At 65.6% G+C, this 13,502-nt stretch carries 16 protein-coding genes and 2 pseudogenes; 6 read left to right on the top strand and 12 right to left on the bottom strand.

All coding sequences use genetic code 11. From position 1 onward, the window contains the following. Nucleotides 1-18: 18 nt before the first annotated feature. Nucleotides 19-468, bottom strand: coding sequence for a group III truncated hemoglobin (locus tag K2U94_RS04225; protein ID WP_243066011.1), 450 nt, complete (start codon nt 466-468; stop codon nt 19-21). 209 nt (nt 469-677) lie between these two features. Between K2U94_RS04225 and K2U94_RS04220 the strand changes: the two genes are divergently transcribed. The 5 genes from K2U94_RS04220 to K2U94_RS04200 all read left to right on the top strand — a co-directional run bounded on the left by K2U94_RS04220 (nt 678) and on the right by K2U94_RS04200 (nt 4,113). Further along, complete coding sequence (locus K2U94_RS04220) at nt 678-953, top strand: acyl carrier protein (protein ID WP_336606150.1); 276 nt, start codon at nt 678-680, stop codon at nt 951-953. After that, nucleotides 950-2,170, top strand: coding sequence for a beta-ketoacyl-[acyl-carrier-protein] synthase family protein (locus K2U94_RS04215; RefSeq protein ID WP_243066010.1), 1,221 nt, complete (start codon nt 950-952; stop codon nt 2,168-2,170). The genes K2U94_RS04220 and K2U94_RS04215 overlap by 4 nt, the downstream gene beginning before the upstream one ends. Before the next feature lie 10 nt (nt 2,171-2,180). Beyond that, the gene (locus tag K2U94_RS04210; protein ID WP_243066009.1) at nt 2,181-2,591 is read left to right on the top strand and encodes a hypothetical protein; all 411 of its coding nucleotides are present in this window, start codon (nt 2,181-2,183) and stop codon (nt 2,589-2,591) included. After that, nucleotides 2,588-3,019 carry a MaoC family dehydratase gene (locus K2U94_RS04205; RefSeq protein ID WP_243066008.1) on the top strand — a complete coding sequence of 144 codons (432 nt, stop codon included), beginning with the start codon at nt 2,588-2,590 and terminating at the stop codon, nt 3,017-3,019. The genes K2U94_RS04210 and K2U94_RS04205 overlap by 4 nt, the downstream gene beginning before the upstream one ends. Nucleotides 3,020-3,108: 89 nt before the next feature. Further along, nucleotides 3,109-4,113, top strand: coding sequence for a complex I NDUFA9 subunit family protein (locus K2U94_RS04200; RefSeq protein WP_243066007.1), 1,005 nt, complete (start codon nt 3,109-3,111; stop codon nt 4,111-4,113). Between the two features lie 33 nt (nt 4,114-4,146). Here the strand turns inward: K2U94_RS04200 and K2U94_RS04195 are convergent, their stop codons facing one another. The 10 genes and pseudogenes from K2U94_RS04195 to arfB all read right to left on the bottom strand — a co-directional run bounded on the left by K2U94_RS04195 (nt 4,147) and on the right by arfB (nt 11,805). After that, nucleotides 4,147-4,491 carry a hypothetical protein gene (locus tag K2U94_RS04195; protein ID WP_243066006.1) on the bottom strand — a complete coding sequence of 115 codons (345 nt, stop codon included), beginning with the start codon at nt 4,489-4,491 and terminating at the stop codon, nt 4,147-4,149. Between the two features lie 46 nt (nt 4,492-4,537). Further along, entirely contained in the window at nt 4,538-5,245 is a 708-nt protein-coding gene (locus K2U94_RS04190; protein WP_243066005.1) for a sulfate transporter family protein, read from the bottom strand. A gap of 28 nt (nt 5,246-5,273) precedes the next feature. After that, nucleotides 5,274-5,744: a PTS sugar transporter subunit IIA gene (locus K2U94_RS04185; RefSeq protein ID WP_243066004.1), complete on the bottom strand. Its 471-nt coding sequence runs from the start codon at nt 5,742-5,744 to the stop codon at nt 5,274-5,276. Nucleotides 5,745-5,891: 147 nt separating this feature from the next. After that, nucleotides 5,892-6,485 (bottom strand): ribosome hibernation-promoting factor, HPF/YfiA family, encoded by a 594-nt coding sequence (hpf, locus tag K2U94_RS04180; RefSeq protein WP_243066003.1) that lies wholly within the window; start codon nt 6,483-6,485, stop codon nt 5,892-5,894. 245 nt (nt 6,486-6,730) lie between these two features. Continuing rightward, nucleotides 6,731-8,293, bottom strand: a complete 1,563-nt coding sequence (rpoN, locus tag K2U94_RS04175) for an RNA polymerase factor sigma-54 (RefSeq protein ID WP_243066002.1) — start codon at nt 8,291-8,293, stop codon at nt 6,731-6,733. A gap of 161 nt (nt 8,294-8,454) precedes the next feature. Then, nucleotides 8,455-9,171, bottom strand: a pseudogene (lptB, locus tag K2U94_RS04170) (LPS export ABC transporter ATP-binding protein); the annotation flags it as partial. Between the two features lie 27 nt (nt 9,172-9,198). Then, nucleotides 9,199-9,816, bottom strand: a complete 618-nt coding sequence (locus K2U94_RS04165) for an LptA/OstA family protein (protein WP_243066001.1) — start codon at nt 9,814-9,816, stop codon at nt 9,199-9,201. Beyond that, the gene (gene lptC, locus K2U94_RS04160) at nt 9,813-10,553 is read right to left on the bottom strand and encodes an LPS export ABC transporter periplasmic protein LptC (protein WP_243066000.1); all 741 of its coding nucleotides are present in this window, start codon (nt 10,551-10,553) and stop codon (nt 9,813-9,815) included. The genes K2U94_RS04165 and lptC overlap by 4 nt, the downstream gene beginning before the upstream one ends. Nucleotides 10,554-10,660: 107 nt before the next feature. Then, the gene (locus K2U94_RS04155; protein ID WP_243065999.1) at nt 10,661-11,290 is read right to left on the bottom strand and encodes a ribonuclease D; all 630 of its coding nucleotides are present in this window, start codon (nt 11,288-11,290) and stop codon (nt 10,661-10,663) included. Between the two features lie 92 nt (nt 11,291-11,382). Then, on the bottom strand, nt 11,383-11,805 hold the full coding sequence (gene arfB, locus K2U94_RS04150; RefSeq protein ID WP_243065998.1) for an alternative ribosome rescue aminoacyl-tRNA hydrolase ArfB: 423 nt from the start codon (nt 11,803-11,805) through the stop codon (nt 11,383-11,385). A 137-nt stretch (nt 11,806-11,942) separates the two neighbouring features. Between arfB and K2U94_RS04145 the strand changes: the two genes are divergently transcribed. Then, on the top strand, nt 11,943-13,133 hold the full coding sequence (locus tag K2U94_RS04145; RefSeq protein WP_243065997.1) for a hypothetical protein: 1,191 nt from the start codon (nt 11,943-11,945) through the stop codon (nt 13,131-13,133). A gap of 7 nt (nt 13,134-13,140) precedes the next feature. On the opposite strand, the pseudogene arsC reads toward K2U94_RS04145, so the two are convergent. Continuing rightward, nucleotides 13,141-13,497 (bottom strand): annotated as a pseudogene (arsC, locus tag K2U94_RS04140) (arsenate reductase (glutaredoxin)); the annotation flags it as partial. Nucleotides 13,498-13,502: the final 5 nt, after the last annotated feature.

The following is a 13,502-nucleotide window of genomic DNA, read 5'->3' as shown; positions in this document are numbered from 1 at the left end:
AAGCAAGTCTTTATATGACTATTCCGAATCGCGCGCCGCCTGCGCCGCGCGAAAAGCAATCGCCTTGTCGCCGATGTTCAGGCCGATCTGAAAGCTTTCGGCGATGCGATTGGCGCGGGCGACGAAGAAGCGCGCCGCCTCCGGGGCCAGGACGTCGCGCGCGGTCGCCGCGAAGAGGTCGAGCCAGGCCTTGAAATGATGCGGCTCGAGGCCGAGCGCCGCATGGGCCGGCAGGGGCCGGCCATTGTAGCGCCCGGTCCGCAGGCCGATCTGCGACCAGAAATCGGTCAGCTTCGAGAAATGCTCCTCCCAATGGCCGGCGAGCTTTTCTTCGAAAATCGGACCGAGATCCGGGTCGGCGCGGGCGCGGGTATAGAATTCCCGCACCAAACGCGCCATCATTTCCTCGGTCAGGCCTTGCGGCGGCTCCTCGAAATCCGCCGAGCGGATGGCGAGAGGGTGTGGCATGTCATTGTCCTCGGACGAATTTCAGACGCGCCGACGCCACGGGGCGGCGGCGCGAAAATTTGGTTTGGCGTTGGCTCGGACACTTTGCTACATGGAGGTGCGCCGGGATTCAATATTTCCGACCGACGCCGCTCCCGACGACATCGGCATGCGCCTTTTCGGCGGCCAGAGCGCGGACGGGACGGCCGAACGCAACCAGGGGTGCGCCATTGACTTCGGTTTCGAATGACCAGCAGACGATGATCGACCAGATCCTCGACGTGATCGCCACCGAGGGCATGATTCCTCGTGACAAGCTACAGGACGACGCCACCATCGAAAGCCTCGGCCTCAAGTCCATCGATCTCGTGATGATCCTGACGGCCATTGAAGAGAAGTTCGACGTCTATATCCCGATGGACGGCTCGTTTCAGGAGGCCAAGGATCTGAAAGACCTGGTCGAGGCGATCAGCGCCCATATCCTCAAGGAAAAAGCCGACAAATGACTTCCCGACGCGTCGTCGTCACGGGGATGGGCGCCGTTTCGGCGGCCGGCGTCGGCGCCGACCTCCTCTGGCATGCCGCGCGTGACGGAAAACCCTGCATCGGGCCGCTGGAGGTGCGCCAGCCCTATGGCGGCCGCATCAGGATTTCCGCCCAGGTGCGCGATTTCGACATCGAGGCCCGGCTCGGACCGCAGATCGCGCCTTTCGCCGACGCCTTCACAGCTTACGCCCTGGTCGCGGCCGACGAGGCGATCGCCCAGGCCGGGCTTGACCCCAAGGAGCGTCAGGGACCGCGTTGCGCGGCTTTGCTCGGCACCGGAATCGGCGGCCTCAAGACGATCGACGACGGCATTTACAGCGTCTATTTCGCCAACAAGCGGCCCGAGACGCTGACCGTGCCCAAGCTCATTCCAAGCGCCGGCCCATCCATGCTCTCCATGCGCTATGGCGCGACCGGGCCCTGTTTCGCCCTCGCCAGCGCCTGTTCCTCGGGCAGCCAGGCGGTCGGGCTCGCGACGCAGATGATCCGCGCCGGCATGATCGACCGCGCCATCGTCGGCGGCTCCGAGGCCTGCGCCACCAATGGCTCGATGCGCGCCTGGGAGTGCCTGCGGGTGCTGACTCCCGATCTCTGCCGCCCCTTTGCGAAGAACCGCAACGGCATGGTGCTGGGCGAAGGCGCCGCCATGTTCGTGCTCGAAGCCGAGGGCGCCGCCCTGGCGCGCGGCGCCGAGCCGCTCGCGGTCATCGCCGGCTATGGCACCAACAGCGACGCGCTGGACCCGGTGCGGCCCGACGCGACGTCGGCCGCCGCCTGCATGGCCATGGCTCTGGAAGACGCCGGCCTCGCGCCGCAGGACATCGATTATGTCAACGCCCATGGCACGGCGACGGTGATGAACGACGTCACCGAGGCGCAGGGCCTCAACATGGCCTTCGACGGCCATTGCGACAATTTGCTCGTCTCCTCGACCAAACCGGTCCATGGCCACGGCCTCGGCGCGGCGGGGGCGCTGGAGCTCGTGATCTCGATCATGGCCCTGCGCGAACAGATCGCGCCGCCCAATCTCAACACCGAAATCCAGGACCCCAAATGCCTGATCCGTCTGGTCGGCCCGGAGGCGGTGAAGACGAATATCCGGGCGGTTTTGTCCAATTCCCTGGCCTTCGGCGGCATCAACGCCTCGCTGATCGTCACGCCCTTCGACGCGGCCTGAGGTCGACGCCATGACGCCGCCCGTGCAGCGCGCCGGCCCCCTTCGCGTTTTCACCCCCGCCGAGGCGGTGCGCGCCTTCCGTCGCGAGACCGGCTGGCGCGACGAGAACGGGCCGCCGCCGGCGAGCTTCCCGGTCGTGTGGATGCGGTTGCCGGAAATCGGCGAGCCGATCCGCGCCGCCGCGCAGGAAGTTGGCCTTCCCGTCCACGAGGCGCAGCATTTCGACTATGTCCGGCCGCTGGAAACCGACGCCTCCTACGATCTGATGCTCGAATTGCGGCGCGAAAGCGATCCGATGCGGCTGATCGCCACGGCGGAGGTCTTCGACCTTTCCGGGGCCTTCGTCGCCCGGGTCATATCGACTTTGCGGCTGATCGATCCCCAATCGGTCCCGCCCCTGCCGCCGGAGGACGCACCATGATCGCCGAATGCGTCGCGCCGCGTTGTGGCGAAAAACTCCCCGCCTTGACCATCGGCCCGTTCTCCGCCGACCATCTCGCCCGCTATGCCGAAGCGTCGGGCGACAGCAATCCCCTCCATCTCGATCCCGCCTTCGCCCGCGGCTTCGGCTTTCCCGCCCGCCCGGTTCACGGCATGCGGCTGCTCGCCGCTTTCGAGCCCTTGCTCGCCGATTGGCGGCCCGATCTCGTCCTTCTCGACCTGCGCGGCCAGTTCCTCACCCCGGTGCTCGAAGGGCAGAAGGCGCTCTTGACCGCGCGCGTCGCCAAGATCGAAGGGGACGGCGCCCGCTTTATCGCGGTGGTGCGGCTGGTGGCCCAGACCGAAAGCGGCGCCCCGGCGCTGATGGGCGAGGCCCGCCTCGCCCCCGCGGCCAAGCCGCGACCTTGAGCTACGGCGAAGAGTCGGATGGACGCGCGGCGCCGATTTGACTATCCAGACGACGTCCGCGCCGTCGCTCGATCCGGAGGCCTGTATCCATGACCGACTTTCAGCCCCAGAATCGCATTATCACCGTCTTCGGCGGCTCCGGCTTCATCGGCCGCCATCTCATCCGGGCGCTTGCCCGCGACGGCTGGCGCATCCGCGTCGCGACCCGACGTCCCGACCTCGCCTTCCACCTCCAGCCGCTCGGCCGCGTCGGCCAGATCAACGCCGTCCAGGCCAATATCCGCTATCCGGACTCGCTCGCCGCCGCCCTGCGCGAGGCCGAGGCGGCGGTCAATCTGGTCGGCATTCTGGCGCCCTGGGGCAAGCAGACTTTCGACTCGGTCCAGGCCGAAGGCGCCGGCGCCGTCGCCAAGGCGGCCGCCGACGCTGGAATCGCCAATTTCGTCCATGTCTCGGCGATCGGCGCCAACGCCGATTCGAAATCCGCCTATGCCCGCACCAAGGCTGCGGGCGAGGCCGCCGTTTTGTCCGCCTTGCCCTCGACGAAAATCCTGCGTCCCTCGGTCGTGTTCGGCCCCGAGGACCAGTTTTTCAATCGTTTCGCCACCATGGCGCGGCTCATGCCCGCCCTGCCGCTGATCGGCGGAGGCCAGACGAAATTGCAGCCGGTCTATGTCGGCGACCTCGCCGAAGCCGGCGCCCGCCTGCTGCGCGGCGAGGGCCAGAACGGCGCGACCTATGAGCTCGGCGGTCCGGCGGTCCGAACCATGAAGGAATTGCTCGAATTCACCCTGGCGACGATCCACCGCCGCCGCCTGCTGACGCCGCTGCCTTTCGCCGCCGCCGCCGCTTTGGGCTCGATGATGTCGATTGCGAACAAATTGCTGCTCGGCGCCCTGCCGGCGGATTTCGTCTTCACCGCCGACCAGGTCGAATTGCTGAAGCACGACAATGTCGTCTCGCAACAGGCCGAAGCCGAAGGCCGCACCCTCGCCGGCCTCGGAATCACGCCCGAATCGATCGAGGCGGTTGTCCCGAGCTATCTCTACCGCTTCCGCAAGACGGGCCAATATGCCGGCCAGCGCGCGGTGTGACGCCGCGTCGCCGTTTGTTCGCGCCGCCCGCCGTCAATGTTTCTCACCGGGACAATTATGCTCGTCCATCAGGCATTTGACTCGGTCGATCGTCTCGTTGGCCTCGCGGACGGCGCGTTCCGATTCCTTGGCAAGGCAGGTCCGGTAGCGAAAAACCGCGGCCACATAGGCTTCGACCGATTTCTTGCACGATTCGTCGATCGCTTTTCGTAACTTGTCCGGTTCGACGCAGCTCGGCCGATAGGGAGGCGCGCAATAGTTCCAGCCCCAGCGGTCGTCACCGGCTCGGGCGCCGGTGGAATAAACAAGGGCCAGCGCGGCCGGACCAACGAATCCGATGAAGCGTCGTCTGAAATCGATCGATCCAAGTCGCCGCATCGCAATCGCCGCCCAAATCCGAGAGGGGCATGTTAGCACGGTCGCGCTATCGGGGCGCGACGGCGCGCGGGGCCGTTCGTGGGTCTGTCAGCCTCTTGTATACCCGCGCCATCAAGCCCACGCCAAACAAAGGCGTGAGCAGATTGAGCACCGGCGTGGCAACGAACAGCGCGATCATGAGGCCGGCGACGAAAATCATCAACCTGTTGGCGCGGCGCAAGGCGCGCGCGTCTTCGAGCGGCTGGAAGCGCATCGCCGCGAGCTGAAAATATTCCCGGCTGAACAGATAGGCGTTGGCGACGAAAAAGACCAAGGCGTTGAAGCCGGGCAGCAGCCAGAGGGCGAAGGCGAGGAGATTGACCAGCAAGGCGACGCCGGAGAATTTGATCGCCAGAACCATCGAAGTCAGCGGCGGAACCGCGTGCCCGCGCCGGCCGTCAGGGTAAATCCTGGCCTCGACGTGATCGGCGAGTTCGTCAAGGAAAAACCCGGCAACCAGCAGCACGACCGGCGCGATCAGAAAGATCAGGCCCACGAAAAGCCCGAGCCCCGCCGCGACCTCGATCACGGTCTTGAGCCAGGGCGCGCCTGCGAACCATGGCGCGCCGCCGGTCGCCGCCCAGATCGCGAACCGCTCCAGCGCCAGCCACAGCATGGCGAGCAGGAGCAGGGTGAGGCCGAGCGACTTGAACAGCACCGTGCGGAACGGCGACGAGAACATGTCGCGGAGACTGGCGACGGCGTCGTTGATCATCGGGGCGCCTGAAACGGTAAGCGCGGGGTCAGGCCGCCGCGTCCGAAGATGATGAGGCCTGGGTCAGGATAGCATAAAGCGCCGGAGCATCGCGCGTCGCCCGGATCTTGGCCAGCACTGCCGGATTTCTGAGCAGGCGCGCGATCACCGCCAGCGCCTTGAGATGGTCCGCCCCGGCGTTTTCCGGAGCGATCAGCCCGAACAGCAGATCGACTGGCTGGCCGTCGAGGGCCTCGAAATCGATTCCGCGCTCCAGACGGGCAAAAATGCCGAAAATGCGCGGCGCCTGGAGCAATTTGCCGTGCGGAATCGCGATTCCTTCGCCCAATCCCGTCGAATTCAGCTTTTCCCGCTGCATCCAGGCGTCAAAAATCTCGCGCGCCGGAAGGCCGGAGACCTCCGCCGCCTTTTCGCTCAGTTCCTGCAGGGCCTGCTTTTTGCCGTTCACCCGCAGCGAAGGCAAAATAGCCTCGGGAGCCAGAAGATTATCAAGCGGCATGAGGGTCGTTTTCCGTCAAGACGCCGATCACGACGCCCGCCAGAGCAAAATCCGCGCCGGCGTCGCCGGCGCTCATGAAATCGCGAACGGCGGCGCGGGTTCCGCACGAAGGCGTCCCCGTCGCCCCAAGCAAAAAATGAACCGCGATCACGCGGAGCCTTTTTCACCGGCGGTTGGATCGATCCAGCCAATATTGCCGTCGAGCCGCCGGTAGATGACGTTCACGCGGCCGGTGGTCGCATGGCGGAAGACGAGGACGGGCGCGCCGGTCAGGTCGAGTTCGAGCACGGCGGCCGAAACCGAAAATTCGTGGAGCAGCTTTTCCGATTCGGCGATGACGGCGGGTTTGAAATCATTTTCGGCGGGCGCCTCCTCGGCCTCGTCGAGGGCGCCGAGAACGGTGTAGCGGATCGGCTCGCCGATCGGCGCGGCCTCGCGCGACGAGGCCGAACGGTCCTTCAGCTTACGCTTGTATCGGCGCAGGCGACTTTCGATGCGCGCTGCGGTCTGGTCGAAGCTGGCGTAAACCTCCTGGGCGCGACCTTCCGCCTGAAGGGTGACGCCGGAGGCGAGATGCAGCGTGCAATCGGTGCGATAGCCGGAGCCCTCGGGCTCGATCGTTACGTGGCCGGTGACGGAGCCGTCGAAATATTTGCCGGTCGCCGCATTCAGCTTCTCGGAAACATGCGTGCGCAGAGCCTCGCCGATATTAATATTCTTGCCTGAGATCCGCAGGGGCATCCGTTGTTCCAATTCTTGTTCAAAGCCTTCTGCCGGAGCTCTCCCATGGCTCCGTGCGGCGGGGCGGGCGCCGCCGCCGCGCGAGGTCCGGGGTCGAGCCCGGGCAATCCCCCAAGGGTTAGAAGCCTCCGCGACCGAAGTCAATAATGCTTCTCGGGCGCGGCCGCCGCCCGGGATTTGCGCCGCAAAACAGAAGCCTCGCGCCGACCGGCCCTGGAGCGGGGGCTTACCCGGAAACGCCTGGCTTAGAAGGCCGAGGGCGCCTGTTTCTCGCGCCGCCGTTCGACGGAGGATGGAATCCGCAGGCTCTCGCGATATTTCGCGACCGTGCGCCGGGCGATGTCGATGTCCTGCGCTTTCAGCCTTTCGACAATGGCGTCGTCGGACAGAATGGCGTCGGCGGTTTCCGCGTCGATCATCTGCTTGATCTTGAATCGCACCGCTTCCGCCGAATGGGCGTCGCCGCCGCCATGGGCCGCGATCGAGGCGGTGAAGAAATATTTCAGCTCGAACAGGCCGCGCGGCGTCGCCATATATTTGTTGGAGGTGACCCGCGAAACCGTCGATTCGTGCAGGCCGACGGCGTCGGCGATGTTTTTCAGATTGAGCGGCCGCAGATGTTCGACGCCATGAGCGAGAAAGGCGTCCTGCCGGCGCACGATCTCGGTCGAGACCTTGAGAATCGTCCGCGCCCGCTGCTCCAGGCTCTTGGTCAACCAGTTGGCGGTTTGCAGACATTGCGACATATAGCTCTTGTCTTCTTCGGCCCCCCCCTTGCGCGACACCGTCGCGACATAGGCCTGGTTGACGAGAACGCGCGGCAAAGCTTCGGAATTCAGCTCGATCAGCCATGAACCGTCGCGCGCCGCGCGCACGATGACGTCGGGCGCGACCGGCTGGATCGGCGCCCCGCCGAAGGCGCGGCCGGGCTTGGGATCGAGACGACGGATTTCGGCCATCATGTCCTTGAGATCGTCGTCGTCCACCCCGCAGATCTTGCGCAACGCCGGAAAATCGCGGCGCGCGACCAGAGGCAGATTGGCGACCATGGCCTCCATCGCCGGGTCGAAGCGGTCCTGCTCGCGCAATTGCAGGGCGAGACATTCGGCCAGATCGCGCGCGCCGACGCCGGTCGGCTCGAAAGTCTGGACGAGGAAGATCACCTTCTCGACCCGCTCCAGCGGCGCGCCCAGCCTTTCGGCGATTTCTCCGGCGCTCTCGCGCAAATAGCCGGCTTCGTCGATGGCGTCGATCACCGCGAGGCCGATCATCCTTTCGACCGAATCGTCGGTCGCAAGCGCCAATTGTTCGCTCAAGAACTCGGCCAGAGTGCTCTGGCCGGCGACATAGGCCTCGATGTTCGAAGCTTCGCCCGCCGCTTCTCCGCCGCCGACGCCCGACCAGGCCGAATCGGACAGGCCCATGGCTTCGAGCTTGTTCTGCTCCGCGGCGGGGCTGAGGTCGCGGTCGCCGTCGAAGGCGTTCTCAATCTCGGACCCGAGGCTTTCCGTCAATCCCTCGGAGGTGGTGGCGAATTCGGGCGTGGCCCAGTCGCCCTCGCCCGGATCTGCGGCAAATTCCGCCGTCATTTCGCCGGCGGCGGGCGCCACGGGGGCGTCTATGCCGGTCGGCGTCGGATCGGGCCCTTCTTCGGCGCGCTCCAGGAGAGGGTTGCGCTCAAGCTCCTCCTCAACGAAAGCGGCGAGTTCCACGCTGGAATATTGCAACAGCTTGATCGCCTGCAACAATTGCGGCGTCATGACCAGGGACTGGCCCTGTCGAAGCAACATCTTGGCGGATAGAGCCATACCCAACTCGCAACTCGACGCCCAGGCCCCTCACGCGCCCACGGGACGCGGCCTGTTTTTTGCATACACTGTTTTTCAGAAGACGGCCACGAAAAAAATTAGCGCAATTCCGAACGACGCCGATCGGCCAACGCCAAACAAGCTTCTGTTCCGGCGTCGTTTTACATTCGGAAGCTCTCGCCGAGGTACAATCGGCGCACGTCCGGATTGGCGACGATGGCGTCCGGATCGCCCTCGGTCAGCACATGGCCGGAATGGATGATATAGGCGCGATCGATCAGGCCCAAAGTCTCGCGCACATTATGGTCGGTGATAAGCACGCCGATGCCGCGCCCTTTGAGATGCTGCACCAGATCCTGGATGTCGCCGACCGCGATCGGGTCGATGCCGGCGAAGGGCTCGTCGAGCAGCATGAAGGAGGGATTGCTGGCGAGCGAGCGCGCGATCTCGCAGCGGCGCCGCTCGCCGCCCGAAAGCGCGATCGAAGGCGACTTGCGCAGGCGCTTGATGTCGAATTCCTCCAGCAGGGCTTCGAGCTGCTGGGCGCGGCGGTCGCGGTCGGGGTCGGCGATCTCCAGCACCGCGCGAATATTGTCCTCGACGCTCAAGCCCCGGAAAATCGATGCTTCCTGCGGCAGATAGCCGATGCCAAGGCGCGCGCGACGATACATCGGCAGGCCGGTGACGTCATGGCCGTCGAGTTCGATCATCCCCTTGTCGGGCTTGATCAGCCCGGTGATCATGTAAAAGACCGTGGTCTTGCCGGCGCCGTTCGGGCCGAGCAGGCCGACGGCCTCGCCACGGCGGACGTTGAGGCTCACGTCCTCCACGACGCGGCGGGCCTTGTAGCTTTTTCCGAGATGATGGACGTTGAGCATGAATCCGCCGATCGCTGGCCTAAGCCGTCAATGCGCGCGCCTGGCCGGCGCCGCGGGCTGCGGCGCGCCCGGCTTCTGGCCCTGGTCGCCGGGGACGATCAGGCTGCGGACCCGCCCTTTCGAGGACACCACCGCCTGCCCGGTCGCGAGGTCGTAGGTGAGCTTGTCGCCCCGCGTCACGTTCTCGCCCTGGGAGAGCATGACATGGCCGATGAGGTAGAATTTGTCGGCCGGCTTGTCGTAGAGCAGCGAATCGCCGGTTCCGACCTGATCCTTGTTGGTGATCACAATCGGGCCCTTGCCTTCCATGCGGCGCAGGCCGGAATTGGCGGCGGCGCCGGGTCCCACCGTCTCTTTCTTGGCGGCGCCCGGCTTGCTGTCGAAGAAGATGAGCAGCGACGAGGCCTTGAGCCGCGTGTCGCCCTGCACGGCGATGACATTGCCGGTGTAGATCGCCTTTTGCTGCTTGTCGAAATAATCAAGCTTGTCGGCGGAAATATGGATCGGCTCACGGCTCGACGCCCCCGGCAGCAGCAGCGCCGATCCTTGATCCGGCTCCTTTTGCGGCGCGGCGCAGGCTGGCGCGGCGGCGAGGGCCGCAGCGAAAAAGACGGCTTTCGCCGCGCGGGAGCCCAGACGTTTCATTGCGTCGAATCCTTTTGGGGCGCGCCCGGCGCCCGTTGCGGCGGCTGGGTGAACTCGGATTTCACATCGCCTGAAAATGTGATCTGTTCGCCATTTTCGGACGATAGCAGGTGATCCGCCGAGACCCAGCCATTGGCGAAATCCAGCCGCACCGGCTCGTCCGAATGGAAGATGTTGGTCTTGAAATTCATCGTCGCGCTGCGCAGCGACAGGACGAAATTCGCGCCCTTGATCCGGACATTGCCGGACAGGTTGAGCACCTGCGCCGTGCTGTCATAGGTCCCCGTGTCGCCCAGGATTTGGGTTTCGCTGTCGTCGGCCATGCGCAGTTTGGCGTCGAGCCTGGTCAGCAGCGTGCGCGTCGGATCCTTGGGATTCTGCACCCCCGATTCGGCGGTGACGTCATAGGGCTTGCCGTCGCGGCGCAGGCCGGTCAGGCGGGGATGCTCCATGGTGATCTTGTCGCCGCTGATGCCGAAACGATCGAGCGACAAATGAAAGTTTTCCATGTCCTCGGTGCGGAAATAGGAATACCAGACAATCCCGAAGGTCGCGCCCACCGCGCCGATCAGGATGGCGCGGCGCAGCCATTTGACCAGCGCGCTGTGGCGCGCCGCCGCGCGGAACGCGCGAGCCCGGCGCGAAGAGGCGGAGGAAAAGCCGTCGTCGATCTGCCTGTCTCCTTCGCCCGCCATGACCTTGTCCTGCGCCGCCGCGGCGCCCGCCGTCATCAACATGACCTTTCGACAAATTCGTGGCGAAGCCGGTCAAGAAAAGCCGAATGAACGTAATCTGAATCCAAAAAACCGCTCCAATCCGGCCTTTGCATGGCGAAGGGCCGGCGTCAGCTATGCGCGAAAATGTCGGCGTCCGTCCAACCGAGAAGGTCGAGTTCGGCGCGCGTGGGCAGAAAATCGAAACAGGCCTGGGCGATGGCGGCGCGATTTTCGCGCGCGAGCAGGGAATCGAGCTTCTCGCGCAGGGCGTGGAGATGCAGAACGTCCGAGGCGGCATAGGCGAGCTGGGCCTCGCTGAGGCGCTCCGCGCCCCAATCGGAGGTCTGCTGCTGTTTCGAGATTTCGACGCCGAGCAGGTCGCGCACGAGTTCCTTCAGGCCGTGGCGGTCGGTATAGGTCCGGGTCAGCCGCGAGGCGATCTTGGTGCAATAGGCCGGGCCGACGCGCAAACCGAAGGTTTTCTGCAAAATGGCGAGGTCGAAGCGCGCGAAATGAAAGATCTTGCTCACCGCCGGATCGGCGAGCATGCGGACGAGATTGGGCGCCGCGCTCTGGCCCATTCCGATCTGGCTCCGGGCGATCTGGACGAGATCCGCCTCGCCGTCGCCGCGCGAAAGCTGCACGAGACAGAGCCGGTCGCGGTGCGGATTGAGCCCGAGCGTTTCGGTGTCGATGGCGACGCTCGTGCCCGGCTGGTAGTCATCGGGCAGGTCGCCGTGGTGCAAGCGAATGGTCATGACGCGTTCCATCCCGCGCCGCGCCTTGTCGCGGCGCGCGGCGCGCAAGCCCTAACATCGCCGCCCCGGGCCGGCAAGGCGCCCCGCCCGCTTCAGTCCGGTTGGGGTTTCGCCCGCGACGATTTCACCGCGCCACGCTGCTTTTTGCTGTCGAGCCGGCGCTTTTTCGAGGCGAGCGTCGGCCGGGTCGGCCGGCGCGGCGGCGCCGGCGGGCGCGCCGCCTCGCGGATCAGCGCGATCAATCGCTCGAGAGCGTCGGCGCGGTTACGCTCCTGACTACGAAATTTTTGCGCCGCGATGATCAGATCGCCGCTGGCGGCGAGCCGGCGGCCGGCGAGAGTGATCAGCCGCGCGCGCACGGCCTCTGGCAGACTCGGCGAAGCCAGCACGTTGAACCGCAATTGCACCGCCGATTCAACCTTTTGCACATTCTGCCCGCCGGGGCCGGAGGCGCGAATGAAATCCTCGCGCAATTCGGATTCGTCCAGCGCGATGGAATGGGTGATCCTGATCATGCGCCCTCTTGCGCGCGGGCCCCGGTCCGCGAATCGCGCGCAACTGTTGCCGATTGCCCACAGCCCCGCGCCGGCTTTCTGTCTAATATGAGATTCGCCGGCGCCGCCAGCATTTTCGAGACTGAATTTTAGACCCGATGATCGACCGCAACATTGAGGACAAGGCGTCGGAGGACGCCGCCAATCTTCTGCTCAGAATCGGCGTGGGGGCGGCCTTCATCGCGACGCCCCTTTTCCAGCTCGTCTCGCAGCGCGCGATCTTCATCCTGCCGCCGGTCGCCGGCGCGCTCATCCTGGGCGCCGGGCTCGTATTGGCGCCCCGAATGAGGACGCGGGACATTTTCGCTTTTCTTCTGTCCGCTCCCGGCCTCGCGGGGGCCTTTCTCGCCTTCTGGATGCTGCTGTCGCTGCTGTGGACGCCTTTCCCCTCCGAGGCCGCGCCGCGCCTGATCAAGGCGCTGCTGACGCTCGCCTGCGTCCTGCCGGCCGCCGCCTCGCTCCCCGCGCGCACCCGCGCCGCCAATCTCTATTTTCTGCCGCTCGGCGTCGCTTTGACCGCGGTCGGGGCGCTGATCCTCGCCACGCCCCTCCTGTCCGACGGCGTCGAGACGGAAGCCAGGGAAAATCTCGGCATCGGGATGGACGCGGCGCTGCTGCTGCTGTGGCCGGCGCTCGCCGCGACCCATTTGCGCCAACGCGCGACCCTGTCGGCCGCGCTCGTCATCGTCGCGGTCGCGGCGGCCGTCGCCGTCCCGGCGCCGGGCGCCTTGGCCGCGACCGCGCTCGCAGGCCTCGCCTTCGCCTTCGCGCTCAGGGGCCCCCGCCGCGCCGGCAAATGGCTCGGCCGGATCGGCGCGGCCCTTTTCGTGCTCGCGCCCCTTGGTCCCTTGCTGCTCAACCTGAAGGCCGGGCCAGACGCGCCCCATTGGCTGGTGAGCCTGAAACTCTGGCGTTCGCTGATCGTCAACGACGGCGTGCGCCTGATCACCGGCCACGGCTTCAATTTCGTCAGTTCGGGCTTCTGGCGCGGCTATATGCCGCCCCAGGCGCCGCGGACCATGCTGTTCGAAGCCTGGACCGATCTCGGCCTCGTCGGCGTCGCCGCCGCCGCCGTCCTGACCCGGCTGGCCTATCAGGCCGCGGCCAACCAGTCCGAGCGCCTGGCCCCGTTCTGGATCGGCGCCCTGACCTATGTTTTCGCCATGGGCCTGTTCGGTCTTGCCACCACCCAGGCCTGGTGGATCACCACGCTGGCGCTCGGCCTCGCCGCTTTCGCCTTCGTGGCGCGCGGCGATTACAAGACGGCGCGGCCCAGCCCGCCGCGCTGAGACCTTACGGCAACAGGTCCAGCACTTTTTCCTTGGGGCGGCACAGGCGAACGCCCTTGGGGCTGACGACGATCGGGCGCTCGATCAGCACCGGATGCCGCGCAATCGCCTCGAACAAAGCATCGTCGGACAGAGCCGGATCGTCGAGGCCCATTTCCGCGTAAGGCGGGGCTTTCCTGCGCAGGATTTCACGGACTGTCAGGCCGGCGCGGGCCAGAAGCTTTTCCAGTTCGGCGCGACTGGGCGGGTTTTTCAGATATTCGATGATTTTGGGTTCGATTCCGACGTCACGAATCATGCCGAGCACATTGCGCGACGCGCCACAGGCCGGATTATGATAGATCGTGACTTCGTATGCGCTCATGGTTG

Origin of the sequence: Candidatus Rhodoblastus alkanivorans (assembly GCF_022760755.1) — a bacterium.
Classification (GTDB): Bacteria; Pseudomonadota; Alphaproteobacteria; order Rhizobiales; family Beijerinckiaceae; genus Rhodoblastus; species Rhodoblastus alkanivorans.
The sequence above is the reverse complement of the archived record's forward strand: the minus strand, read 5'-3'. Positions and strand labels throughout refer to the sequence as shown.

Excerpts from the sequence above, each read along its gene's own strand:
- K2U94_RS04225 (WP_243066011.1), bottom strand. The coding sequence starts at position 468 with ATGCCACACCCTCTCGCCATCCGCTCGGCGGATTTCGAGGAGCCGCCG.
- K2U94_RS04215 (WP_243066010.1), top strand. The coding sequence starts at position 950 with ATGACTTCCCGACGCGTCGTCGTCACGGGGATGGGCGCCGTTTCGGCG.
- K2U94_RS04210 (WP_243066009.1), top strand. The coding sequence starts at position 2,181 with ATGACGCCGCCCGTGCAGCGCGCCGGCCCCCTTCGCGTTTTCACCCCC.
- K2U94_RS04205 (WP_243066008.1), top strand. The coding sequence starts at position 2,588 with ATGATCGCCGAATGCGTCGCGCCGCGTTGTGGCGAAAAACTCCCCGCC.
- K2U94_RS04200 (WP_243066007.1), top strand. The coding sequence starts at position 3,109 with ATGACCGACTTTCAGCCCCAGAATCGCATTATCACCGTCTTCGGCGGC.
- K2U94_RS04195 (WP_243066006.1), bottom strand. The coding sequence starts at position 4,491 with ATGCGGCGACTTGGATCGATCGATTTCAGACGACGCTTCATCGGATTC.
- K2U94_RS04190 (WP_243066005.1), bottom strand. The coding sequence starts at position 5,245 with ATGATCAACGACGCCGTCGCCAGTCTCCGCGACATGTTCTCGTCGCCG.
- K2U94_RS04185 (WP_243066004.1), bottom strand. The coding sequence starts at position 5,744 with ATGCCGCTTGATAATCTTCTGGCTCCCGAGGCTATTTTGCCTTCGCTG.
- hpf (WP_243066003.1), bottom strand. The coding sequence starts at position 6,485 with ATGCCCCTGCGGATCTCAGGCAAGAATATTAATATCGGCGAGGCTCTG.
- rpoN (WP_243066002.1), bottom strand. The coding sequence starts at position 8,293 with ATGGCTCTATCCGCCAAGATGTTGCTTCGACAGGGCCAGTCCCTGGTC.
- K2U94_RS04165 (WP_243066001.1), bottom strand. The coding sequence starts at position 9,816 with ATGAAACGTCTGGGCTCCCGCGCGGCGAAAGCCGTCTTTTTCGCTGCG.
- lptC (WP_243066000.1), bottom strand. The coding sequence starts at position 10,553 with ATGTTGATGACGGCGGGCGCCGCGGCGGCGCAGGACAAGGTCATGGCG.
- K2U94_RS04155 (WP_243065999.1), bottom strand. The coding sequence starts at position 11,290 with ATGACCATTCGCTTGCACCACGGCGACCTGCCCGATGACTACCAGCCG.
- arfB (WP_243065998.1), bottom strand. The coding sequence starts at position 11,805 with ATGATCAGGATCACCCATTCCATCGCGCTGGACGAATCCGAATTGCGC.
- K2U94_RS04145 (WP_243065997.1), top strand. The coding sequence starts at position 11,943 with ATGATCGACCGCAACATTGAGGACAAGGCGTCGGAGGACGCCGCCAAT.